The organism is Rhodocytophaga rosea, assembly GCF_010119975.1.
Lineage (GTDB): Bacteria > Bacteroidota > Bacteroidia > Cytophagales > 172606-1 > Rhodocytophaga > Rhodocytophaga rosea.
In genome coordinates this window covers 4,339,369-4,364,651 of sequence record NZ_CP048222.1, presented here as the reverse complement: position 1 = coordinate 4,364,651, position 25,283 = coordinate 4,339,369, and the positions used below count along the sequence as shown (strand labels likewise).

Below are 25,283 nucleotides of genomic sequence, written 5' to 3'. Positions count from 1 at the left end.
TTAGAAAGTGTGATTAGGATGAAATATTTATATTTTATAATTTAATCAGTAATAAGCGATTAGCTTTTTTTTACTTTACAAACCATGGCAACCATTCAGGAAGATTTTCAGCTACTGCGGAGCGATGTAACGAGCCGCTTAGCTACGGTAAACCGGAATGCCCGGCGTTACCGGACCTTACACACGAGTCTTGTTATTCTTACGCTAGTCTGTGGTATTCTGGCTACTACGCTGGCTGCCGACAGTGCGATGGATACCAAAATAGCCACTACGGTGGTAGCAGAAGCAGCCACGGGAAAAGAACCTGCTCCTTTGGCCAAAGGATGGAAAGCGGTGTGCGGCGTAATTGCCGTTATTTCGCTTGTCGGTACGGTTTCGCAGGGCATACATAGTTTGCTAAAAATTTCAGAACACCGCACCAAAGCCCTGGATTGTGCTGGCCGCCTGGATGCGCTCACCATAGAACTGGCGCAACCCCGGAAAGAAATTGTAGAGAAAGTCCGCAGTGATTATGCCAGCATTCTGAAAGATTATCCGGAATATGTACGGTAATATATTTCCAGGGCATCTTGCTAAAGTACAGCAACGAAAAGTAGCTAATACAACCCAGATTACGTATGTTTGTATAAACATTATGCCCGTTTATTCACGTAGGAGGTAAAGGGCCTAAGTTAACACTTATTATTTCCTGCCTATGAAAGTAGTTATCATAAAATACAATGCTGGGAATGTACAATCGGTAAAATATGCCCTGGAGCGATTAGGCATAGAACCTGTATTATCAGATGATGAACAGGAGATACGTTCAGCTGATAAGGTGATTTTTCCGGGGGTAGGAGAAGCCAGCACTGCTATGTATTACCTGCGTCAAAAAGGATTGGATACAATTATTCCCACTTTAGAACAGCCAGTACTCGGCGTTTGTCTGGGTTTGCAGTTGATGTGCCGCCACTCGGAAGAAAACAATACCGATTGCCTCAATATTTTTGACATTGCGGTAAGAAAATTTGATAATAGCCTGACTTCCGGCACAGAACCAGTAAAGATTCCACATATGGGCTGGAATACTATTTATGACTACAAATCTGTATTGCTGAAAGGCTTACCGGAACAGGCGTATGTCTATTATGTGCACAGCTACTATGCCGAAATGAGCGAATATACGATTGCTACCACTAATTATATCCATCCGTTCAGCGCTATGCTGCACCAGGATAATTTTTATGCCTGTCAGTTCCACCCTGAAAAAAGCGGTGAAGCAGGAGCTTCCATCTTAGCTAATTTTATCAGTATTCGGGAGAAAATGCTGGTAAGTAATTAATAAAATTGTCAATTGGTGAAGAGTAAATGCTATCTATAATATAGAGCCTAAGTTAACAGAGAATTATTTAACTCTCTTATATCCCGTGCAATAAGTTTTCCTTGGCAAACATTGAAGTATACTTTCCAGTGTTGTTCAAAGGCAGTGTAATTGTCGTGCGTAGGAAAGGCCACAAACCGCCTGAAACTAATGTTATTGTTTATGCTTATAGATTAAATATTGCTATTTCAGCTCGTGCGCCAAACCTTAATGGTAAGATGCTAGTCCCAATCCCTTTTGAAACATATATATTTTTTAAATTATTTTTATACCAACCTTTTACATACTTACCACTACCTTGAGGCAGAAAAGGAATGATGCCAAAAAGATTAATCTGACCTCCATGCGTATGTCCAGATAGAATCAGGTCAATTTTTATATTTTCAGGAGTTTTAAGACCAATTGTATCACTATATTGAGGGCAATGATTTAATACAATATGAAAATCACCTTGCTGATATTTTGCTATGGCCAGTTCAAAATCTGCATTGCCTCCGATAAAATCATCAACTCCAGTGATTGAAATGGTTTTGTTCCTGAAGTTATACTGCCTGGTTTCATTAATCAACAAGTCGCAATTACTACCCTTATAAATATCATTTAATCGATTTAAGTCTATATTTCCCCAATATTCCCAATTTCCAAGGATGGCTACTTTTTGAATGTGGTGATCTATGAGTTTTAAAAAATCGTCTAACAAGGAAATATTTTCGGACTTATCAATGGCATCACCTGTAATTAGAACCATGTCTGGTTTAACTTTATTAATTTTTTGAGCGAGCTTCCTTAGGGGCTTATTAATAGAATTTAAATGTAAGTCTGATACTTGGACAACTTGAATTTGTGATTGGTTCTTGTCAGTATTTCCAATAAAAAACTCATTAATTTCTATAAAAAATCTTTCAAACCATAACGCATCTGTTAGAACTAACCCTGATAACATTAAAAAACCTGCACTAATAAGTTTTCTTCTAGTCAATGATTGTTTCTTTTAATATGGTACTAATGTATATATCTTGTAGGTAATAAATAACTACTGCCCATCTCCCACCAACGCCCCAGCTACTGTAGCCGACATCATACATGCCAGAGTAGCCCCCAGTAAAGCCGTCATACCTAAGCGGGAGAGATTTCCTTGTTGATTGGGTGCCATACTGCCAATACCCCCGATTTGTATGGCAATCGAACTGAAATTAGAAAATCCGCAAAGCGCATAGGTCGCAATAATAATAGACCGTGGACTAATCGTACCTTCATTTTTCATTTCTGCCAAGCCGAGGTACCCTACAAATTCATTAATTACCGTTTTTTGCCCCAGCAAGCTGCCCACTTCCAGCGTATCTTTCCATTCAACACCCATCACAAAGGCAAGCAGGCGGAATACCTGTCCTAAAATATATTCGAGAGAAAAGTTCTGAAAACTGCCATTACTGCTGGTTTGTACCCATTCATTCAAGCCGGTCCAGCTGCCTACCAGGTTAATGAGCATATAATTTACAAATGCAATTACGGCGATAAACGCCAGCAGCATACCCCCTACATTCAATGCCAGTTTGAGGCCATCAGCCGCACCGGTAGACATGGCATCGATCAGGTTTACACCCAGGCTTTCTTTATTTACTTTCAGTTCTGTATCAATTTTGTCGTATTCTGTTTCTGGCAACAACATCTTCGACATGACTATACCAGCAGGAGCGTTCATAATAGAAGCACTTAATAAATGCGCCGCAAAGGCAGCCCGTTGTACCGGATCATCGCCGCCCAGAAATGCCACATACGCCGCCAGTACACCTCCGGCAATAGTCGCCATCCCGCCAGTCATCAGGCAGAGCAGTTCTGACTTTGTCATTCTGGGCACAAAAGGGCGAACTAGTAAGGGTGCTTCTGTTTGCCCCATAAAAATATTACCAGCGGCCGATAAACTTTCTGCCCCGGATAAACGCATTGTTTTGGCCATTACCCAGGCAATGCCATATACAATCTTCTGAAGCACACCAAGGTAATACAAGCCGGCAGAAACAGTAGAGAAGAAAATAATGGTAGGCAGTACCTGAAAAGCAAAAATAAGCCCGAGCTGGTGTTTGGCATTGGGATCATCTGGTGCATAATTTTTAGCCAGTTCACCAAAAATAAATTCAGCGCCCGCTTTTGAGAAATCAAGGAAAATGACGAACCCGCGGCTGATCGCTCCAAAAACAGCCTGAGCTGCTGGCACTTTAATCACCAGAAACCCAAAAATAATCTGCAGCAAAATACCAGTTCCTACCAGTTTCCAGTCAATAGCCCGTTTATTTCCTGAAAAAACAAAAGCAATTGAAACCAGGACGATAATCCCGATTATTCCTCTGAGGTACTCCATCCGTAAATTGGGTTGAGAAAATTAAGACAATTTACAATGATAAGTATTTTTATTCAGGAAAGCCACAGGAAATTCATTGGCCAATAGTCATTGATTAGTAGTCTTATTGTATCACCCAATGACTTAAATTTTATACGCTCTGTCCGAACGTAAGCAGATTATTATCCGGGTCGAGCATCGAGAATTCTTTTTGTCCCCAGGGTTTTGTTTGCAAACTTCCATTAGGATGTATAGGTAGCCCGGTGTCCAGCATAGATTGATACAATGCGTCTATATTATCTGTCCGGATATACACTTGTCCGTAATTTTCATGAGGATCAAGTTCTTTAAACTCAAAAAAATGAATTTGTATCTTGTCTTTTTGCACCATCAGATACCCATCATAGTCTGCACTTCCAATAGCTTTAAAGCCTAATTTTTGGATATAAAAATCTCTGGTGACCACTTTGTCACGCATGGGCAGTTTAGGATTAATATCTGTCAGCATAGTTTTTTCTGTAAAAATGGCGATTCCTTCCCTCAATAGCACTTGATCCAGATCAGGAAATTCAATAGTTAGCCCGTATGCGGCTCAATGTTTCCGGAGCCATTTTAAGGTAAGATGCAATCATTTTTATCGGAAACAGTTGTGCGATCTGGGGTTTAGCTTCTTGTATGTACGCATACTTTTGTGCGGGATTTAATGAGTTATCAAAAAGATACGTCCGGTCATTCACCTGATTGAAAATTCTCCCGAATTGCAAAAAGGCTTGAGATGTAGCTATTAAATGATGCAAGCTGCTTAAACTTAGTTTAACTACCTCTGATCTGCTAAAAGCCTTAATCACTGTCTTTGACAGTGATTGTGCTATGATACTCTGGTGATTAAATACCCACTCTTTTGGCAGATGCAGGTCAATAATAGTTTCAGTGATTTCATTCAACTGAAACTGAAAGAAACAGCCTGATTCAACAAAGTAAACAGACTGACAAATTTCGCCCTCATTTAATAGAATATCATTTTTATTGAATGTTTCTCTTGTGGTGTGTTTTTCAAACAAGGCTATTTCTGTAGCAGAGAATTGTCCGATTGTGCTTACAATATCATGTGTTATCATGGGAAGGTCTGCTGTTATTTTAAATGTATGAAGTTTCTTTTCTCACTTGCAACCAGCTTCTGTCGGCTTGCCGGCATTTCAGAAACGAAAAATAGTAGGTGAAGTCTGTTTCTATGCTTCATATAATTCCAGAGGTAATCCATCGGGGTCAGTAAAGAAAGTAAACCGTTTGCCAGTAATGTCATCTACCCGGATGGGTTCACAACTCACCTGGTGGGCTTCCAATTCCTGCACAGTAGCATCAATATTTTCCACCTGAAAAGCCAGATGCCTCAATCCTCTGGCTTCCGGACGGCTGATACGTTCTGGTGTATCGGGAAAAGAGAACAGTTCAATTTGTGCCTGATTGCCCACCGCTAAATCCAGTTTATATGAATTCCGTTCTGCCCGGAAAGTTTCATGAATGACTGGTAAGCCCAATACTTCCGTATAGAATTTTTTTGAACGTTCGTAATCCGAACAGATAATGGCAATATGGTGAATTTTAGCAAGTTGCATAAGCAGGGTGTATAAAAAACAATTACAAAAATATAAGTTTATGCGACCTAATACATTCTTTCACTCTTTTTATGTATGGTTTCCCGCACTTTCTGCCTTCATCCGGAAAATACTTTTCTCATACGTCTTAATACTTTTAGCATATCCGTTTTGGAGGCAACAGCTGTTTACTTTGCAGGCACCAACAAAAAACTTATCTCTATGAAATCGGCATTTTTTTTTTACCTGTTTGTCTTTTGCTATAACTCAACAGCCTATTCTTCCAATGAGGGGATCGTCCTATTAAACCCATATATTTCAAATTATAAAAATGTATCAGAAGGTAACCAGACTGAAGATACCCCTGATCTGATCAAAAGTGTATATGAGGAAACAAAGAATCAACCTTTGCAAAATCGACCCCTTACGTTACTCACCCCGGAGAAGGAAATGGATGCATTATATATGAATATTATGCTTTCAGGTATGGTAGTGATGTTGCTTATCAGCGGACTTTTGTACAAAATGCAGCGAACACACTTACACAAGAACCGCCAGTTAGCTGAGAGCCGGCAGTCGATCTTGCAGGATGAGCTGGAAAACAGGTTGCTGAAAGAAAAAGAATTACAACGGGCACTGGAAATTAAAAACCAGCAACTTGCTTCCTATAATATGAATTTACTCCAGAAAAATGAGATGATCGAAGAGTTGCGTAATCATATTGAGATTCTAAAAAAAACACCTTCTGAGCAGATGCCTCAGCAATTTAAACACATCAAGCGCCTGTTAGACAACAGCCTGCACATAGATAAGGATTGGGAGAATTTTAAACTTCATTTTGCCCAGGTGCATCCCAGCTTGTTTAGAAACCTGAAAGATCGTTTCCCTGACCTGAGCAATAATGATTTGAAAGTATGCGCCCTGGTTAAGCTCAATCTGAATCTGAAAGAATCTGCGGCTATTCTGGGCATTGCGCCGGAAAGTGTGAAATCGGCCCGTTACCGGCTGCGCAAGAAATTTAATTTATCGCATGAAGATAGCCTGGTCGATTTTATAAGGAGCATGGATGTAGAGGAACCAATTGTGCTTTCTGCCTGAAAAATCGTTGATCGTTGTTGGTTATTCGTTGTTAGCAGGTAAGTGGAATATATATGTGATTCGACAGCCTACGACAATTACTAACTAGCAACGATCTTTACTCCTCCGCTTCTGTTTTCTGCTTGTATCGCTCAATCATTTGCAGATAATCGTTTTCTTTCCGGTGCATTTCTTCCTGGGTAGCAATCAATTCTTCCATATTCTGGCGCATTTCCTCTTCCTGTGCCCGCATCTGTTCAGCCTGTTGCTGCGATTCTTCCAGTAATTTTCTGGTGACCTGGTTTATTTTTACCGTTGCAATAGAGGCAGCAATGTTTTCTGCCAGTTTTTCTACAAATATTATCTGGTAGGGCTCCAGCACCGTAAAGGATGCAATTTCAATAAGACCTTCTACCTTTTCATTGATTTTAAGCGGCACAATCAGCAGGCAAGCCGGATCGCCGTCGCCCATGCCAGAAGCTATTTTGATATAGTTTTTGGGCAATTTTGTTTTGTAAATGCTCGCTTTTTCTAAATAGGCTTCTCCCAGTAAACCTTCCCCAGGAAGAATACTTTTGCTGATAAACTTTTTCCGGTCGTATGCATAGCAGGCCGCCAGATCCAGCTGGATCGCCTGTGGCTGCGTATTATTTACAATAAACAGGCTTCCATGACTGGCCTTCAGATATTTTACCAGATTACTCACCAGCGCTTCGGAGAGTAGTGTTAAATCATTGGTATTACGCATAATTTCAGAAAAACGGGCCAGCCCTTCCGTAGACCAGTTACGGCGTTTATCTTCTTCGGCAGCCAGTTTCAGGTTATTGCTCATTTTAATGAGGGAATTACCCAGGGTATCTTTTTCACTGAGCGGAGTAAAACTGGCTTCAAAATTTCCTTTGCCTACTTCTTCCGCAAAAGTAGAAGTTTGTTGTAAGCCTTTTGCCAGAACCTCTACTGACAAGGCCATTTGCGCCAGTTCATCTTTCCCAGCCTGTCCACCCTCAAAGTTTGATAAATCGCCTGTGCTTAATTTATTAATTATATCCCGTAAATGATAAATCTGCCTGACCAGATTACCTGAAATAGTAGTAGCCACCAGGAAAGCAATCCCCAGGAATAAAAAGTCGATGAGAAGTAATTCAGTGGTAAAAAAATTAGCCAGTGAAATAGCAGCTTTTGGAATAATGGTTACACAGCTCCAGTTTTTTCCTTTATAGGTATATGCCCCTGCAGAAGCGGCATGTCCGTGCGTAAAATCTTTGCCTTGCAAGGTATTTCCTTCTGAAATCAGGGTAAAGTTTTCCTGTTGGAGTGCACTGGCTTCCAGTTTACTTTTCAGTACCAGATTTTCGTCGGAAGCGTCGATAATCCTGCTTTTATCGTCGAGCAAGAAGATTTCTGCGCCTGGCTCGCTCTTTTTTAAAGCCTGTAGTGCCTCCTGCCGGATTCCCTGCGTTACCTCTTTCCAGCTTGCAAAATTATACCATACGCCGATAGCATTCCCCAGATCATCGCGGATAGGGGCCGCATAGGCCATACCCCAACCTTTGCTCCCATGAATTTGCCCTACAAAAGGATTTGCCTCAAAATCAGAATACCAGGCGCCTCCTTCGGGTCCTTTGGGAGAAGTGCATATTTTAAACCACTCTGAACTGCTAAAATCCTTCCCGGTTAAAAATTCTGTTTGCAGTTTGTACCCGTTCTTATCTGTTGTATTGGTAGCAATCACTTTTCCATCCTTGCCCACGATCATCATCAGGTCGTATAACACATAATAGGCGGTCATGGTATTGATAAAAGTCTGCGCCTGTCCGGATATACTGTCAGTCAATGCTGTTTCCACAGCGAGGCGATTAAAGGCATAAGCTTGTACGTCGCCGAACCGTTCATAAAAATTCCTGTCTACTTTTTCAATTACACTCTCAGATACCTGAGTTGCTGTAGACCGTTTAAGCTCATTTTGCTGACTAATCAGGTTAAAACCACTGTATACCGTAATAACAATGATCAGGGCTACAGGCACTACCAAAAAGGCAAGCTTGATTTTTGTTGCCAGACTGAGGTTAGTTAACTTCATAGATGTAATGGTGAATAACAGACAGTGCCGCCTGCTTAACCCATAGTTTGCAGTTGAGATAAAGTATACTTGGTTGACTTAATTTATAGACAATTTTATTTCCCGCCAACCAATAGCTTATTTACAAGGCTTTTGTGAACGAAAGATATACCTGCGGTTATGTAATTTTAATAGCAACTTTTTGGCAATTCTAAAGGCGAATACTGTTTTGTATGCATTCAATTTTCTCTTAACATATCCACAGCACATACCCGGAACAGTTGATTCTAAATAGAACCTTACCATACTTTTATTTATTCTCTGGCTATACCCGGTTACCTCCGCTATTTGCCTGCTGGAGGGAGAAATAAGTATTGTTTCATTTCATACCTGTATTTTCATCGTAAGTATGAAAAAATCATACCTATACCTGTCAATTTCCATATAACTTTAAGTCGATTGGGCGAGTATAACCTGGAAAGAAGGAGAGGTAAGTTTGAAAAAGTATACAGAAAGCCTGTTTTTCTTACACCTTACACATTTTCCACAATTTGGTTGAACGGGCAAAACCCGCCCATTACCGAAGACGGGATACTTATGACTAAAAAACAACACTATGCAATCAGCCATTCATCCGTATATTGAGTATACTTTACTGAATCCCCTGGTAACAGATACCCAGATTGATGCAGCTGCCCAACTGGCTGTACAATTACAACTAGGTGCCTTATGTGTGCCTCCATATTGGGTAAAAAAAGCGAGCCGGGAAACTGCAGGTACCAGTGTGCAGCTTACCACAGTTATTGGCTATCCTTTTGGGTTTCAGCGTACGGAGGCGAAGATCGCAGAAATGGAACTGGCTTTTGCCGATGGGGCTCAAAGCATAGAACTTATGATTAATTTATCAGCCTGGAAATCGAATCGTATGAACTGGGTAAAGGCTGAAATTGCCAGGTTTGCTCACCTGGTACATGCCAGGGAAGCCACATTTACCGTAATGACTGATGGTTTTCGTATCGGGCAGGCGCATGAAGAAGAAGTATTTTGTAAGCTCTGTGCCGATGCCGGAGCAGATTATGTATGTCTATATCCGGCGTTTGTTTCGGTAAGTGTTCCATATTCCGCCATAATCCACTTGAGAAATCTGTTGCCTGAATCGGTAGGCATTAAAACCTGGGTAGAGGAAGATGAACTGACATATGTAAAATTCATTGATGCCGGAACAGATCTGCTTTGCGTACCATCCGTAGCTTTTTTAGAAAAGACATCCTAAGTTATTCGCTCAGGCTGTAACAAACCACGTCTTAGTTCTGTTTTACCTATATTTGCTGGCAACAGCTGTTTAGTTGTTTATTTAATATCCATACATGACACTTACTCAAAAAGTACCGGTTTCTTTTGAAGATACGGCCACTGCCTTTGCTTCCAAATCTGATTTAGACCTTAAAAAAATGCACCTGCTTTTTGCCGCCATGAATAGCAATATGCTGGTAAATACAGGTACTTTCTTCATAAAGACGGCGCTACGCTTCCGCTTGCCTGTAAAAACGCCCATAAAATATACCTTGTTCGAACAGTTCTGTGGCGGCGAAACGATTGCCGATTGCGAAGGGGCCATTCAAAGTCTGGCCAGTTACAACATTAAAACGATTCTCGATTATTCAGTAGAAGGCGAAAAAACCGAACAAAGCTTTGATGCTACGGCCAGAGAAATTATAGCTACCATCGAACGGGCAAAAGGAGATCCCAATATTCCTTTTTCGGTGTTTAAAGTAACGGGTATTGCGGCAAGCGAAGTATTGGAAAAAGTACAGCGGCGCACGCACATGACCGACCCGGAAATTGCCAGTTATGAATTGGCCCGCCGCCGGGTAGATGCGATTTGCAAAAAAGCCTACGAAAATAAAGTACGCATATTTATAGATGGGGAAGAAAGCTGGATTCAGGATACCATTGATAAACTGGCCTACGCCATGATGGAAAAATATAATAAGGAGCAAGCCATTGTGTATAATACGTATCAAATGTACCGCAAAGCAAGCCTGGAAAATCTCAAAAAAGCCTTCCACTATGCGGCCATGAACAATTATTACTTGGGTGCTAAACTGGTAAGGGGCGCTTACATGGAAAAAGAACGGGACGAAGCCGCCAAAAGAGGATTGCCAGACCCCATCCAGCCGGATAAAGAGAGTACCGACCGTGATTTTGACTCCTCGCTGGTATTTTGCATGAATGAAAAACAGCGTATCTCCATTTGTGCCGGCTCCCACAATGAGCAAAGCAATTATTACCTCACCGTGTTGATGGAAAAACATGGGATAACCCCACAAGACCCCAGGGTATATTTTGCACAACTCTATGGCATGAGCGACCATATTTCCTATAATCTGGCCCAAGCAGGGTATAATGTTGCCAAATATGTTCCCTATGGCCCCATTGAAGCAGTAATGCCTTATTTGTTCCGAAGAGCAGAAGAAAATACTTCCATTTCCGGACAAAGCAGCCGGGAATATAAATTGATTCAAAAAGAACTTAGGCGCCGAAAAAAAGCACAGGCAGGACGATGAGGACTATTATGTGTATTGGTTTATCCGGTTGTGGACATAATGATATAAGTAAGGAAGCTAACAAATAATCAAATAAATATTCCATGTGCGGAGGATAAATGAAAAGCGGGGTGCGCGTTGGCTATGAGCGTTGAAGCATTTTTCATTTTGCCCTTTTGTTTTGTTACTTTTATTTTGGGCAAGCAAAATAAAAGTAAGGACGGCCTAAGTTTTTGACAGGGACATAACTCAATCATAAAATAGTTAAAATTAACTTTGTTTATAAAGCTCATAAAGTGTAGGAAAGCAAAAGAGTTTGAGAATCCTCGCTTTTTGTGTTCCTTCTTCTAACTTCCATCTTCTGGAATAATTTATTACATGCTACCCTTTCTACAGGTATAATAAAATTGTAGAAAACCAGATAACTTGCCTGCATGGTATCTGTTATACACCCCATGACTATTGCAAAGAATATTTCGCTCCGGCCTTACAATACATTCGGCATTGATGCGAAAGCTGCATTTTTTACAGAAGTACGTTCCCAGGCCGAATTACAGGAAGTGCTCAAACTTCCAGAGTACCGTTCCATTCCTAAGCTGATTCTGGGAGGCGGCAGTAACCTTCTGTTCACCCAGGATTTTGATGGGCTGGTTATTAAGATCAACATCAAGGGCATTCAGAAAATAGCGGAGAATAATACCTATGTGTACCTGAAAGCTGGTGCCGGAGTAGTATGGCATGATCTGGTGATGTATTGTATTGAAAACAACTATGCCGGTCTTGAAAATTTGTCGCTGATTCCAGGAACCGTAGGTGCGGCTCCCATGCAGAATATTGGTGCCTATGGGGTGGAAATTAAAGAGACCTTTGAAAGCCTGGAAGCAGTACACATAGAAACGGGCGATGTCCGCATATTTTCGCATAACGAGTGTATGTTTGGCTACCGGGAAAGTATTTTCAAGAAAGAACTTAAAGGCCAGTACATTATCACCAGTGTTACCTTCCGGGTAAATAAAGTCGCCCAGTTCAATGTTTCGTATGGTGCTATTCAGGATACGTTGAAACAAATGAATGTAGCAGAGCTAAACTTACGGGCTGTGAGCGATGCTGTTATTCATATCCGCCGCAGTAAACTTCCAGATCCTAAGGAAATAGGAAATGCCGGCAGCTTCTTCAAAAATCCGGAAATTCCTAAACAACAATATGAAGAACTCCAGGCAAAATATCCGGCTGCTCCTGGGTACGTTACTTCTCCCGATACGGTAAAAGTGCCTGCCGGATGGCTGATTGAGCAAGCCGGATGGAAAGGTAAAATTGTAGGAAAAGCCGGTGTACATAAAAACCAGGCCTTAGTGTTAGTAAATTACGGAGGCGCTCATGGCAACGAGATTAAAGCTTTAGCTGAACAGGTACAACAATCTGTTCTCGAAAAGTTTGGCATTGCCCTGCATGCGGAAGTGAATTTTATATAAGCTTCACTTTTTTATACACTGATCTCTTTAGAAGCATAAGAAATTGGAAGGCTATAGAAGTTATAGCAGGCGTATTCGGCTGAATATATTAGTACTAGGACTATTTTATTCATTACGATGTCTGATAATGAATTTAAATGTGTTTTTTTCCCTACTCGTATTTTTACAGATTCTTGGATTACTTATCTGCTTAATTGGTTTTCTTTACAGACAAAATCAAACTAAAGCTAGATTGTATCTCTTTGTAACTCATTGCTTATTAGTCTTACTTTTCTTTCAATGGATAGGAGACTTAATTGGAATTAGTACATTATATGTGGCTAACGGATCAACTATTAATATTTTTAGTAAATATCAAAATAGTGTTCCTGTAGCAGAGCGGATTAATGGAGACTGGATTTTACAAGAACCCAGTTTTCAGCTTCAGAAAGCGGAAAGAGATATATTATTCAAAAACTATCAAAGCTTAAGCCCTTGCTTTTATCAAGACGGATATTGTTATTTTGAATTAGGAGGTTTTTTACACAACTCGGGAGGATATGCTTTGAAAGTATCTGAGAAAACCGATCAACCGCTTACTTTTGGGTTTGATCATATTAAAAGCATTTCTAATATTATTGGAGATTGGTATTAAGTAATTAAACACAATTAAGTATAATATTTTCATCTACTTCAAGTTTTTTAAAATCAAGTTTAAAGTAAGTACCCAATCCTGAAAAGATGGTATAAAGTGCCTCCTTAAGCGCTTCTACAGACAGATAGTCTTCGGCTTTGAGCCAATGATATTTCACCTGCTTCCAAAATCGTTCGATCCTGTTAAGATGAGGACTATACTTAGGCAGCAAAAAGATGTATAATCCTTTCTGTTCCCATTCTTCTTTTTTGACTTCCCATAGGCCACATGTATGCCAGGAGGCGTTGTCTAAGACTATGACAGTAAACTTGGAAATAGATGTTGAGAAGGCCTCTACACATTCAATGATAAAGTCAGCGTTTAGACTCCCACTTTTCTGATAAGTAAGCAACTCATTGTCTGTACTTAACAAGCCAAATACATTTATCCTTGTACTTCTTTGGGATAAAATAGGGGCGTGTTCGCCTTTTTTGATCCATCCATAAGGTACACAAGGGGTAAGGCAAAACCCTGATTCGTCTCCAAAATATAAATCTATACTGCCTGTCTGTGCCAAATAAAGCAAAGCATGTAATCGCTTGACTTTCTGCTCATATGCTTCTTTGTTTTGCAATGGCTTTATCCATTTACGGAAACGTTTCCATCGGTAGTCAATTTTTTTAAAAACCGCTTCAAGGTCATCTCACTCATAGCCGTGCCTAATTTAGCTTCTATCTCTCGCTTAGCTAATTTAAGTTGTTGTTTTTCTTTCTCTATGCTATTTTCCACTACTTCAACATGGGTAGCATTACTGGTAGTAAGGATGGGTTTTCTGCCTTTCCCTTTTTGGTTCTTTAACCCTACCACACCTGTTTTCTCAAAGCGATCAAACCACTTATAAATACTTAACTGACTTACTTGAAAAATGCTTGCTAACTTCTGTACTTGATAGCCTTGATTGGATAACAGTATACATTGGCAACGGTTACGTTCCTGATAACTTTTACTATCTTTATGAATCTTCTCTAAGTCTTGTTTTTGCTTGTCTGTAATCTCCTTGATATAACGCATAAGCAAAGATACAATTTGCCAAAATCTTATACTTAATTGTGTACTCTTACTTACTACCGATAGAAGTAATAAAAAATAACAAATGCGGTGACGGATGTAGAAGTAGTATCTCTCCAATGAAGAACTAAAACTATCTGCACAGAATATATTTTCTATTACTGAATACTGATATCTTACTTAGCCATTTTTCCTGAATTAATTATTTGACCGGAAACCGACACTGTTTAATAAATTGATTCCTATTGCTATTTTTTCTGAGCACTTACTATCTTTGCGCCTGTTTCCAATAAAACTGTAATATGCTTAGAAGTCATACGTGTGGAGAATTACGAATCGAACATGTAAATCAACAAGTTACCCTGTGCGGCTGGGTGCAAAAAGTAAGAGATAAAGGTGGCATGATCTGGATAGACCTGCGCGACCGCTATGGCGTAACCCAGCTCATTTTTGAAGAAGGCGTAAGTGCTGCTGCTGTGATTGAAAAATCGCGTACTCTCGGACGGGAATTTGTCGTGAAAGCGACTGGTAAAGTGGTAGAACGGGTGGCAAAGAATGATAAAATGCCTACCGGAAATATTGAAATCCGGATAAGTGAACTGGAAGTGTTGAATCCTGCTAAACTGCCTCCTTTTCTGATTGAGGATGAAACGGATGGTGGCGACGACCTGCGTATGAAATACCGCTATCTGGATTTGCGCCGCAATACTGTCCGGAAAAACCTGGAACTGCGCCACAGAATGATGCAGCAAACTAGAACTTATATGGATAGCCAGCAGTTTATTGAGGTAGAAACACCGGTACTCATCAAATCAACGCCGGAAGGAGCCCGTGATTTTGTAGTCCCTTCCCGGATGAATCCAGGTGAGTTTTATGCCTTGCCACAATCCCCACAAACTTTTAAGCAATTACTGATGGTCTCTGGCTTCGATCGCTATTACCAGATTGTAAAATGTTTCCGGGATGAAGATCTGCGTGCTGACCGTCAGCCTGAGTTTACGCAGATAGACTGTGAAATGTCCTTTATTACCCAAGAAGATATTCTGAATATGTTCGAAGGACTGGTACGCCATTTATTCCGGCAGGTAAAAGGCATTGAACTGACTGACTTCCCTAGAATGACCTATGCTGATGCGATGAAGTATTATGGAAATGACAAGCCTGATACCCGTTTCGACATGCGTTTTGTGGAATTGAATGAGGTAGCCAAAGGAAAAGATTTTGCTATTTTCAATGATGCTGAACTGATTGTGGGTATTTGTGCTAAAGGTTGTGCAGAGTATACCCGCAAGCAACTCGATGAACTCACCGAATTTGTAAAACGTCCGCAATTGGGCGCAAAAGGCCTGGTGTATGTAAAATATAATGCAGACGGTACGCTGAAATCTTCGGTAGATAAGTTTTATTCAGAAGCTGACCTGAAACAATGGGCAGAACGTTTGCAAGCCCAACCAGGGGATTTACTGCTGATTTTATCTGGAGAAGCCAACAAAACCCGTAAAGCACTCTCTGAACTGAGATTAGAATTGGGAGAAAGACTGGGATACAGAGATAAATCCAAATTCTCCACCTTATGGGTAGTAGATTTTCCTTTGCTTGAATGGGACGAAGATGCGCAGCGCTGGTTTGCCATGCACCATCCGTTCACTTCGCCCAAGCCAGAAGACATCCATCTATTGGAAAGTGATCCTGGAAAAGTACGTGCTAATGCCTATGACATGGTAATCAATGGTGTAGAAGTCGGCGGCGGTTCTATCCGGATATTTAACCGGGAATTACAGGCACTTATGTTTAAACAGCTTGGATTTACCGATGAAGAAGCCCGTAAGCAGTTCGGCTTCCTCATGGAAGCGTTTGAATATGGTGCTCCCCCACATGGTGGTATTGCCTTTGGTTTCGACCGCTTGTGTTCGCTGTTTGGTGGTGCTGATTCTATACGGGATTTTATTGCTTTCCCCAAGAATAATTCTGGCCGGGATGTAATGATTGATACGCCTTCTACTATTTCGGATGCACAGCTGGAAGAATTAAACGTCCGGGTGCATTTGTCTAAGAAATAAGCCAACAGGAAAGGGAGCTTTTAAGACTCCCTTTCTTTTGTTACTCAATTATACTTCCGATTTTATTCCATCTTATTTTGGAAAGAGGATTTGACCAACTGGCATTCTGGTCAACAGACCACCAGACAAATAAAGGCTTTCCAACAATATGATCTTCCGGAACAAATCCCCACATACGTGAATCTTCGGAGTTGTGCCGGTTATCTCCCATCATAAAATAATAATTTTGTTTGAAGGTATATTCCTGTAACTCCTTTCCTTCCTGATATACCTTGTTATCTTTTATTTCCATTCCTTTATTGTGGTCATATTCCAGCAAAATGTCTTTATACAAAGCTATATTTTGTGCAGTTAATGTAATTTTATCACCTTTTCTGGGAATATATAGCGGTCCAAAATTATCTATCGTCCAGGATAAATCTACCTGTTTGGGAAACACTTGTCCATTCATCGTACCAGCTTCATAATGGAGTGGCAACAAATCCGTTATAAAAGCAAATTGCTTAAGTTTACTGGCTGTTTCCTTACTGGTATGGATTACGTATCCTTCATTCACAGAGGTTACGTCTGTAATATCATACTTGTGGAAAAACCGCTGATTTAAAACCTGGCTTGAAGTGAGATAATAGCTGAATTGCATCTTTTCCGGATTCTCCAAAGGCTTTCCATTGGCATATACTTGCTGGTCTTTAATCTGAAGCGTATCTCCAGCAATGCCCACACAACGCTTCACATAATATGTTTTTAAGTCCATTGGATGGCCTTTTTCTGAAGGAAGATTAAATACTACCGCTTCATTACGCTGTACGGAAGTTAATCCGGGCAAACGGTAGGAAGGCAACTGAATCCAATCCAGATACGAAGGAATCTTTCCGCCAATGGTTTGATGAGTAAAGGGAATTTGCAGGGGTGTAGAAGGCATTCTGGCCCCATAATGTATCTTACTTACAAATAAGTAATCGCCCACCAGAAGCGATTTTTCCATCGAAGCGGTAGGAATCGCATACGCTTCTATAAACAATCCACGGATAAGTGTAGCCACAACTACCGCAAAAAGGATAGATTTTGCCCACTCACGGAATGGGCTTTTCTTTGGTTTTGCCTGAGAATCAGTTGCAGATTCCGCTATTTTTGTTGAAAATAATTTCATGCGTGTGCAGATATATATTGTACAAGAGAAAATTGGCTTTGATCCTTTGAAAAGATTCTGGCCATACATCACTATACTGTGACTTAAAAAGAAGTCATAGCATAGGTATATGCACAAAATATACTTCTGTTCTAACAGGCAAACAACACTTTCGTGTTGAACGGTTGTTTAGTCTAGATTTTGATAAAATTTAGATTGAAGTTGGGTTTCCCCAGATTATTTTCTCTTAAATACAGGCACGGTACTGCATGGTTCTCCATACATAATACTACGTACATGCGGCTTTAGTAAACGGACTATTTCTACATAGGCATACACCGGCACTGGCACCTTGCTGCATCCTTTCACTACTACCTTGCTGTCTTTATATTCATTTACATCAATTTTAGCTAAAGCTTGCCCAAAAAGTGCATTCTCAAGCATTTCCAGATCCCCAAATACAAACAGATTAGCATAAGGTTCCAGATGTGTAGCCAGTAACATGTATGCCCAGGTCGGCACAATGGCATCCGCCGAACAGATAATGGCTACATTTTTCCCTTCGTATTGCGACCAGTCGTGTTGTTTTAAAAACTCCCTGAAATCTTTTTCTCGTAAGATCAAGCCATGAAAGAGGTTCTGGGCAATGTCGTATTCTACCCGTTCGCCTGTATGGTAGTATTGTTCTAAATCCAGGGTAATGAGTCCGCTGCTGGCTACTTTATTTATAATAATATCTTCTTGCATAGTTATAAAAAATATGAACGAACTTTTCTTCTACTCAGAACCTCCAACAATGCCTTAACCAGATTTTTTAAAGAAAAATTCTTTGAGATAAAAAGGTTCAAAGTATGCTATATCTTCGAAGATTTGCTGGGTAAATTTCTGATATGCCAATTCGCCAGCATCGGCGGCTGAAGGATATATATCTTCTACAAAGCAGGTATGTTCAGAATGAGAAAGCAATGGTTTACACTTAGCAGCCCCATCCCCAAAAAAGATGATCTTATGAATGGACAGTAACTCTGTGAAAGAATTTTCATTGATAATCCGGGCATCCACCGGCCATACTTCCTGCAAATCCTTTTGATATACGGCACAATATACTTCCATCCGCCTGGCATCTATCATCGGACAAAACAAGTAATCATTTCCCGGTATTTTATGTATTAAACCATAGGTCATGGCTTCCAGGGTATGCACAGCAATCAAAGGCTTATCCAGGGCAAAGCATAATCCTTTTGCCGTAGCCGTTCCGATACGTAAACCTGTATACGAACCCGGACCTTTGGAAACGGCGATAGCCTCTATATCCGTTAATTGAAAGCCTGATAAAGTGACCAGGTTTTGAATCAGCAAAGTGATGGCACCTGAATGTGATTTTTCTGAGAACAACTCCGATACACCCAATAGTTTTCCCTGCCGATGCAAGGCCACCGAACAGACTTTTGTAGCAGTTTCTATACTTAAAATTAATGCCATCACAATTTAAAAAGCGGAATGAGTATAATAAGGCATACAAACAGGCTTACATTGATTCAGCTATTATCAAAAGATAAGCCTGTAAGAAACACACAAAGCCACCAGTTAGAATTCCGGCAGCTTTGTGTATATCGAATGCAATAATTAAGAAATTAACGGCTATAATTAGGAGCCTCCCGGATAATCTGAATATCATGCGGATGGCTTTCTCTGGCACCAGCAGCTGTTATCTTTACAAATTTTGCCTGCATGAGTGCATGAATATCTGGTGCCCCACAATACCCCATTCCGGCTTTTAATCCACCAATTAACTGATAAACTACTTCTGATACTTTACCTTTAAAAGGCACTCTGCCCACAATACCTTCAGGCACCAGTTTTTTTACATCATCTTCTGCATCCTGGAAATAGCGGTCTTTCGAGCCATCTTCCATGGCTTCTACAGAACCCATTCCCCTGTAGGTTTTAAACTTGCGTCCTTCGTAAATGAGCATTTCACCCGGCGCTTCCTCTGTACCTGCCAGTAAAGAACCTACCATAATACTACTTGCTCCAGCAGCAATGGCTTTTACCAGATCACCGGAAAAACGAATGCCTCCATCGGCAATTACCGGAACATTTGTGCCTTTTAAGGCTTTGGCGGATTCATATACGGCTGATAATTGGGGCATCCCTACCCCGGCAATGATTCTGGTGGTACAAATACTTCCGGGACCTACGCCTACTTTTACAGCGGCTGCTCCTGCATCAGCCAATGCTTTTGCTCCCTCTCCGGTTGCTACATTGCCTACCATTACTTCCAGGTCTTTGAAAGAGGCTTTTACTTCTTTCAACGCATTAATTACTCCTTTTGAATGGCCATGCGCTGTATCAATACTTACTACATCTACCCCGGCTCTGATTAAGGCAGTAATTCTGGTCAATAGTTCTGGAGTTACGCCCACAGCCGCTCCTACCCGCAAACGGCCAAAAGAATCTTTACAGGCATTAGGATGGCTTTTTTTCTTCAGAATATCCTTATAGGTAATCAGTCCGATCAGCTTATTTTCCTTATTGATGATAGGTAGTTTCTCGATCTTATATTGTTGTAATATCTGCTCTGCTTCCTCCAGGTCTATGCCTTCCTGCGCGGTAATCAGGTTTTCTTTGGTCATAATTTCTATCACCGGCTTTCCCATTTCCTTCTGGAAACGTAAATCCCGGTTGGTCAAAATGCCAGCCAGATGACCTGTCTGATTTACTACTGGAATGCCACCGATTTTAAAATCACGCATGATTTTTTGTGCATCACCCAGGGTAGCTGTCGTGTCTAAAGTAATTGGGTCTAATATCATTCCACTTTCGGAGCGTTTCACCTTCCGTACCTGTTCTGCCTGTTCATCTACCGACATGTTTTTGTGAATGATACCAATACCTCCTTCCTGTGCCATGGCAATGGCCAGTTCATATTCTGTAACCGTATCCATGGCTGCGGATAACAGCGGAATGTTTAAACTAATGTTGGGCGTGAGCCGTGTTACCGTGTTAGTATCACGTGGCAGAACTTCAGAATAAGCAGGGAGTAATAAAACGTCGTCGTAGGTAAGCGCTTCGAAGATAAACTTAGCGTTGTCTGGGATCATGGCAAATAATCGTTAGGTATGGTTATTTGCCACGTAAAATTAGCAATCCATTTGATATTAAAAAAATTTATATTTTAAATAAAATTAGAAAGACAGCAAACTGTGAAATAATAGCCATCTTTTCCCTTTAAATATAATTAATTCTTTAATTTGCAATATCTTAATTACAAGCGTTTATTTAAATAGAAATATTACATGTAGCGTTAACCGTATATTTGCTTAAGCGATTATGCAAGTATTCATCTTGTAAATTATAAGTATCTTTGCAGAAAATAGGGAAATCACGTTTTTATGGATAAGTTTTCATACATAGCCAATGCCCATGGGGAATACATAGAAGGGCTCTATCAATCTTATAGGCAAGATCCTGCCTCGGTTGATATTACCTGGCAAAAATTTTTTGAAGGATTTGAGTTTTATCAAACCTATAACAATGGCAACGGAAAAATAAATGGTGCAGAAACTGCCATTGCTCCAACTAAAACGGAAGCAACTGTTCCGGCCAGTACTATTGATAAGGAAATCAAAGTTCGTAACCTGATTATGGCTTACCGTTCCCGGGGACATTTAAAATCTAAAACCAATCCTGTCCGGGAGCGCAGAGACCGCAAACCATTACTGGACTTAAAAGATTTTGACTTAACTGATAATGACCTGGATACTGTTTTTGAGGTTGGCCGGGAATTAGGAATAGGCTCCGCTCCGCTCCGCAAGATAGTAGATACGCTCAAACGCATTTATGAAGGCCCGGTAGGCTTTGAATACATGTACATCCGCGAGCCGGAAGTGCTGGAATGGTTTAAAAAGAAGTGCGAGCAGGAGTATCCCGCCTTTAATTTTTCCATTGATGAAAAGAAGAGGATTCTCTCAAAGTTGAATGAGGCAGTTGTATTTGAGAATTTTCTGCATACCAAATATATCGGTCAGAAGCGCTTTTCCCTGGAAGGTGGCGAAACCACGATTCCTGCTTTAGATGCTATTATCAATAAAGGGGCTGATATGGAGGTGAATGAAGTAATTATTGGAATGGCGCACCGGGGCAGATTGAATGTACTCTGCAATACGATGGGTAAAACCTATGAGAACATTTTCAATGAATTTGAAGGAACCGCTGTACCTGACCTGACCATGGGCGACGGTGATGTAAAATATCACATGGGATATGATTCTCAGATTGTTACGCCATCCGGAAAAGAAATTCATTTGAAATTAGCACCTAATCCCTCACACCTGGAAGCAGTAAACCCGGTGGTGGAAGGATATGCCCGTGCAAAAGCTGATGTATTATACAAAAGTGACTATGACAAAGTATTGCCTATTCTTATTCATGGCGATGCGGCGGTTGCCGGACAAGGCATTGTGTATGAAGTAACGCAGATGTCGAAACTGGCAGGGTATTATACTGGTGGCACCATTCACTTTGTGATAAACAACCAGGTAGGCTTTACCACTGATTTTATGGATGCCCGTTCCAGTATTTATTGCACGGATGTAGCCAAAATTATAGATGCTCCGGTTCTGCACGTAAATGGCGATGATCCGGAAGCAGTGGTTTTCTGTTCAAAACTGGCTGTAGAATTCCGGCAGGAGTTTAACCGGGATATTTTTATTGATATGGTCTGCTATCGTCGGCATGGACATAATGAAAGCGACGAACCCAAATTTACACAGCCTATTCTCTATAATGTAATTTCCAAACATCCGAATCCTAGGGAGATTTATAACAAAAAACTGATTGACAAAGGAGATGTAGATGCCCAGCTGGCGGAAAAAATGGATGCTGAGTTCAGAAATCTTCTGCAAGACCGCCTGAACATGGTAAAACAGTCACCTTTGCCCTATGCCTATCAGAAAAATGAAGAGGAATGGAATGCCCTTCGCCGTTCTACGCCTGAAGATTTTGAAAAATCTCCGGATACCGGTGTGTCTGAAGGGGTAATACAGAAAGTGGCCAATGCCTTGATCAATGTCCCGGAAAACTTCAAGCCTTTAAAACAGATTGAAAAGCTGCTCAAAGACCGTAAGCAAATGTTCTTTGAAACTAAGCAGCTTAACTGGGCGTCCGCAGAGCTTCTAGCCTATGGTTCCATTCTGCTTGAAAATAAAGTGGTACGTTTGAGCGGACAGGATGTGCAGAGAGGCACTTTCTCCCACCGCCATGCTGTGCTGCACGATGCCAATACCAACCAGCCTTACGATAGCTTAGATTATATCGACAAAGATCAGGTTGATTTTAAAATCTATAATTCTTTACTCTCTGAATATGGCGTATTGGGATTCGAATTTGGTTATGCGATGGCCAACCCCAATGCACTGGTGGTGTGGGAAGCACAGTTCGGAGATTTTGGAAATGGAGCTCAGGTAATGATTGACCAGTTTATAGTTCCCTGTGAAAGCAAATGGCAGCGGATGAATGGCCTGGTGATGCTACTACCGCATGGATATGAAGGACAAGGACCAGAACACTCCAATGCCCGTCCGGAACGTTTTCTGCAACTGGCGGCTGAATACAATATTATTGTGGCTAATGTAACTACACCTGCTAACTTTTTCCATTTATTGCGCCGTCAGGTGGCCTGGCCATTCCGTAAGCCCTGTGTAGTAATGTCGCCAAAATCTATGTTAAGGCATCCTCTGTGCATTTCTCCTATGGAAGAATTTACCAAAGGCAGCTTTAAGGAAGTGATTGGAGATGAGCAGGTAAAGGGAAAAAATGTAAAGAAAGTATTGCTATGTTCAGGTAAGCTATATTATGAATTGCTGGAAGAACGCCAGAACAACAAGCGGGAAGATGTAGCTATTATCCGTATTGAACAATTACATCCTTTCCCTGCCAAACAACTGTATGCCGTACTGGCCAATTATAACAAAAATGCAAAAGTATGCTGGGTACAGGAAGAACCTGAAAACATGGGCGCCTGGAGTTATATCCTGAGGGCGTATAAATACACTGCCATGGAATTGATTTCGCGTAAAGCGAGTTCTTCGCCAGCCACTGGTTTTGCAAAAGTTCATGCCAAAGAACAAGCAGAAATTATTAAAAAAGCTTTAGAATAAAGTATGTACTCAGGCTTTTTTGAAAAAGGCCTGAGAAAAAAACTTACTCACAAAAATATACACGCATGTCTTTAGATGTAAAAGTCCCCTCCGTGGGCGAATCGATCACCGAAGTTACCATTGCCAGCTGGCACAAAAGAGACGGAGATTCCGTAAACGCCGAAGAGGTATTGTGCGAACTCGAGTCAGATAAAGCGACTTTTGAGCTGAATGCAGAAACTTCAGGTATACTGCGGATACTGGTAAAGGAAGGTGAAACCATTCCGATAGGTACACTGATTTGCCGGATTGAAGAAAAAAATGGTGCAAAACCATCTGAACCAGTCGCAGAAAAAACAGTAAAACCAGCACCTGTGCCACCAGTAACTGTTGCCAATCCGGCTCCTGTGCCTGTTGAACAAAAAACTAAACCTATGCAAGAAACCACCCAGAAAACACAGGTAGTTGACATGAAAGTACCTGCCGTTGGCGAATCTATTACTGAAGTTACCATTGCCAGCTGGAATAAAAAAGATGGCGATAGCGTGCAACTGGATGATGTTTTGTGTGAGATAGAATCAGACAAAGCTACTTTTGAACTCACGGCTGAAGCATCAGGCGTTTTAAGGATTGTAGCTCAGGCCGGGACAACTTTAGCAATTGGCGATCTGATTTGCAGAATTGAAACGAGCGGTGCAGCAACTACTACCAACGGAAGTGTTACGCCTAATAAAGATGCCTATGCCGCTCCTAAGGAAGTATTACAGGCAGAAAATAAGAATGCCCAGGAACCTGGAAAACAACCTGCCCAGCAAACACCAGTAGCAGATAATCAGCAAACTACTACGTATGCCACTGGACATGCTTCACCAGCCGCTTCAAAAATTCTGGCAGAAAAAGGAGTAGAGCCTAAGCAAATACAAGGTACAGGCGTAGATGGCCGGATTACCAAAGCAGATGCGATGCAGGCAGAGAAGCCACAGCCTAAAGCTCCGGTTGCACCAACTCAGGAAAAAGCGCCGGCTGCAAATACTCAGCCTTCTGTAACATCTGGCGGCGGGAACCGCAATCAACGTCGGCAGAAAATGACTCAGTTACGTAAAACTGTTTCCAGAAGACTGGTAGCTGTAAAGAATGAAACGGCAATGCTGACTACTTTTAATGAAGTAGATATGAAGCCGATTATGGATTTGCGGGCTAAATACAAAGATAAATTCAAGGAAAAATATAATGTGGGCTTAGGCTTTATGTCTTTCTTTACCAAAGCAGTGTGTATTGCCCTGCAGGAATGGCCGGCAGTAAATGCGATGATTGATGGAGAAGAAATGGTGTTTAATGATTTTTGCGATATATCTATCGCTGTATCTGCCCCAAAAGGCCTGGTGGTGCCAGTGATCCGCAATGCTGAATCTATGACTTTTGCCCAGATCGAAGCGGAAGTAATACGGCTGGCTACCAAAGCCAGAGACAATAAGCTCACTATTGAAGAAATGACTGGCGGAACATTTACCATTACCAATGGAGGTGTTTTCGGTTCCATGATGTCTACGCCTATTATTAATGCACCACAATCTGCCATTCTGGGCATGCACAATATAGTAGAACGCCCGGTTGCCATTAACGGACAAGTAGAGATCAGGCCCATGATGTATGTGGCTCTCTCCTACGACCACCGCATTATTGATGGTCGGGAGTCGGTAAGTTTCCTAGTTCGGGTAAAACAACTGCTCGAAGATCCATCCAGGTTGCTGTTAGGTATTTAAGATTAACTAAATAGTCTGCCTGGAAATATCCGGGCAGACTTGTTTTAAGCCTATTTAATTTTG

Annotated in this window: 22 protein-coding genes; 10 read left to right on the top strand and 12 right to left on the bottom strand. The window is 41.1% G+C overall.

Annotated features, from left to right (window positions below; all coding sequences use genetic code 11):
* Nucleotides 1-84: 84 nt before the first annotated feature.
* Complete coding sequence (locus tag GXP67_RS18060; RefSeq protein ID WP_162444418.1) at nt 85-552, top strand: hypothetical protein; 468 nt, start codon at nt 85-87, stop codon at nt 550-552.
* A gap of 142 nt (nt 553-694) precedes the next feature.
* Nucleotides 695-1,321: an imidazole glycerol phosphate synthase subunit HisH gene (gene hisH / locus GXP67_RS18055; RefSeq protein ID WP_162444417.1), complete on the top strand. Its 627-nt coding sequence runs from the start codon at nt 695-697 to the stop codon at nt 1,319-1,321.
* A gap of 205 nt (nt 1,322-1,526) precedes the next feature.
* On the opposite strand, the gene GXP67_RS18050 is transcribed toward hisH, so the two are convergent.
* From GXP67_RS18050 to gloA2, 5 genes are all read right to left on the bottom strand, one after another.
* Nucleotides 1,527-2,339, bottom strand: coding sequence for a metallophosphoesterase (locus GXP67_RS18050; protein ID WP_197901708.1), 813 nt, complete (start codon nt 2,337-2,339; stop codon nt 1,527-1,529).
* Between the two features lie 54 nt (nt 2,340-2,393).
* Entirely contained in the window at nt 2,394-3,719 is a 1,326-nt protein-coding gene (locus GXP67_RS18045) for a NupC/NupG family nucleoside CNT transporter (protein ID WP_162444416.1), read from the bottom strand.
* 130 nt (nt 3,720-3,849) lie between these two features.
* Complete coding sequence (locus GXP67_RS18040; RefSeq protein ID WP_162444415.1) at nt 3,850-4,206, bottom strand: bleomycin resistance protein; 357 nt, start codon at nt 4,204-4,206, stop codon at nt 3,850-3,852.
* Nucleotides 4,207-4,267: 61 nt separating this feature from the next.
* On the bottom strand, nt 4,268-4,816 hold the full coding sequence (locus GXP67_RS18035) for a Crp/Fnr family transcriptional regulator (RefSeq protein WP_197901707.1): 549 nt from the start codon (nt 4,814-4,816) through the stop codon (nt 4,268-4,270).
* Nucleotides 4,817-4,927: 111 nt separating this feature from the next.
* Nucleotides 4,928-5,314: an SMU1112c/YaeR family gloxylase I-like metalloprotein gene (gene gloA2, locus GXP67_RS18030; RefSeq protein WP_162444414.1), complete on the bottom strand. Its 387-nt coding sequence runs from the start codon at nt 5,312-5,314 to the stop codon at nt 4,928-4,930.
* A 201-nt stretch (nt 5,315-5,515) separates the two neighbouring features.
* Here gloA2 and GXP67_RS18025 point away from each other — a divergent pair, with 201 nt between their 5' ends.
* Nucleotides 5,516-6,391, top strand: coding sequence for a helix-turn-helix transcriptional regulator (locus GXP67_RS18025; RefSeq protein ID WP_162444413.1), 876 nt, complete (start codon nt 5,516-5,518; stop codon nt 6,389-6,391).
* Nucleotides 6,392-6,488: 97 nt separating this feature from the next.
* On the opposite strand, the gene GXP67_RS18020 is transcribed toward GXP67_RS18025, so the two are convergent.
* Nucleotides 6,489-8,450: a GAF domain-containing protein gene (locus tag GXP67_RS18020; RefSeq protein WP_162444412.1), complete on the bottom strand. Its 1,962-nt coding sequence runs from the start codon at nt 8,448-8,450 to the stop codon at nt 6,489-6,491.
* Nucleotides 8,451-9,045: 595 nt separating this feature from the next.
* On the opposite strand from GXP67_RS18020, the gene GXP67_RS18015 reads away from it, so the two are divergent.
* From GXP67_RS18015 to GXP67_RS18000, 4 genes are all read left to right on the top strand, one after another.
* On the top strand, nt 9,046-9,702 hold the full coding sequence (locus GXP67_RS18015; protein ID WP_162444411.1) for a 2-deoxyribose-5-phosphate aldolase: 657 nt from the start codon (nt 9,046-9,048) through the stop codon (nt 9,700-9,702).
* A 94-nt stretch (nt 9,703-9,796) separates the two neighbouring features.
* Nucleotides 9,797-10,996, top strand: coding sequence for a proline dehydrogenase family protein (locus GXP67_RS18010; RefSeq protein ID WP_162444410.1), 1,200 nt, complete (start codon nt 9,797-9,799; stop codon nt 10,994-10,996).
* A gap of 434 nt (nt 10,997-11,430) precedes the next feature.
* Nucleotides 11,431-12,447 carry a UDP-N-acetylmuramate dehydrogenase gene (murB, locus tag GXP67_RS18005; RefSeq protein ID WP_162444409.1) on the top strand — a complete coding sequence of 339 codons (1,017 nt, stop codon included), beginning with the start codon at nt 11,431-11,433 and terminating at the stop codon, nt 12,445-12,447.
* A 127-nt stretch (nt 12,448-12,574) separates the two neighbouring features.
* Nucleotides 12,575-13,081, top strand: coding sequence for a hypothetical protein (locus GXP67_RS18000; protein WP_162444408.1), 507 nt, complete (start codon nt 12,575-12,577; stop codon nt 13,079-13,081).
* Nucleotides 13,082-13,085: 4 nt separating this feature from the next.
* Here GXP67_RS18000 and GXP67_RS17995 read toward each other — a convergent pair whose 3' ends face one another.
* Both GXP67_RS17995 and GXP67_RS17990 read right to left on the bottom strand, forming a co-directional pair.
* Complete coding sequence (locus GXP67_RS17995) at nt 13,086-13,694, bottom strand: IS630 family transposase (protein ID WP_232065262.1); 609 nt, start codon at nt 13,692-13,694, stop codon at nt 13,086-13,088.
* Nucleotides 13,695-13,699: 5 nt separating this feature from the next.
* Nucleotides 13,700-14,131: a helix-turn-helix domain-containing protein gene (locus GXP67_RS17990; protein WP_162443353.1), complete on the bottom strand. Its 432-nt coding sequence runs from the start codon at nt 14,129-14,131 to the stop codon at nt 13,700-13,702.
* A 299-nt stretch (nt 14,132-14,430) separates the two neighbouring features.
* On the opposite strand from GXP67_RS17990, the gene aspS reads away from it, so the two are divergent.
* The gene (gene aspS, locus GXP67_RS17985; protein ID WP_162444407.1) at nt 14,431-16,188 is read left to right on the top strand and encodes an aspartate--tRNA ligase; all 1,758 of its coding nucleotides are present in this window, start codon (nt 14,431-14,433) and stop codon (nt 16,186-16,188) included.
* A gap of 40 nt (nt 16,189-16,228) precedes the next feature.
* Here the strand turns inward: aspS and lepB are convergent, their stop codons facing one another.
* The 4 genes from lepB to guaB all read right to left on the bottom strand — a co-directional run bounded on the left by lepB (nt 16,229) and on the right by guaB (nt 20,421).
* Nucleotides 16,229-17,338 (bottom strand): signal peptidase I, encoded by a 1,110-nt coding sequence (gene lepB / locus GXP67_RS17980; RefSeq protein WP_162444406.1) that lies wholly within the window; start codon nt 17,336-17,338, stop codon nt 16,229-16,231.
* 216 nt (nt 17,339-17,554) lie between these two features.
* Entirely contained in the window at nt 17,555-18,064 is a 510-nt protein-coding gene (locus tag GXP67_RS17975; protein WP_197901706.1) for a DUF2480 family protein, read from the bottom strand.
* Nucleotides 18,065-18,118: 54 nt separating this feature from the next.
* Nucleotides 18,119-18,799, bottom strand: coding sequence for a tRNA (adenosine(37)-N6)-threonylcarbamoyltransferase complex dimerization subunit type 1 TsaB (gene tsaB, locus GXP67_RS17970; protein WP_162444405.1), 681 nt, complete (start codon nt 18,797-18,799; stop codon nt 18,119-18,121).
* A gap of 152 nt (nt 18,800-18,951) precedes the next feature.
* Nucleotides 18,952-20,421: an IMP dehydrogenase gene (gene guaB, locus GXP67_RS17965; RefSeq protein WP_162444404.1), complete on the bottom strand. Its 1,470-nt coding sequence runs from the start codon at nt 20,419-20,421 to the stop codon at nt 18,952-18,954.
* A 291-nt stretch (nt 20,422-20,712) separates the two neighbouring features.
* Here guaB and GXP67_RS17960 point away from each other — a divergent pair, with 291 nt between their 5' ends.
* Nucleotides 20,713-23,478 (top strand): 2-oxoglutarate dehydrogenase E1 component, encoded by a 2,766-nt coding sequence (locus GXP67_RS17960; protein WP_162444403.1) that lies wholly within the window; start codon nt 20,713-20,715, stop codon nt 23,476-23,478.
* 65 nt (nt 23,479-23,543) lie between these two features.
* The gene (gene odhB, locus GXP67_RS17955; protein WP_162444402.1) at nt 23,544-25,220 is read left to right on the top strand and encodes a 2-oxoglutarate dehydrogenase complex dihydrolipoyllysine-residue succinyltransferase; all 1,677 of its coding nucleotides are present in this window, start codon (nt 23,544-23,546) and stop codon (nt 25,218-25,220) included.
* Nucleotides 25,221-25,283: the final 63 nt, after the last annotated feature.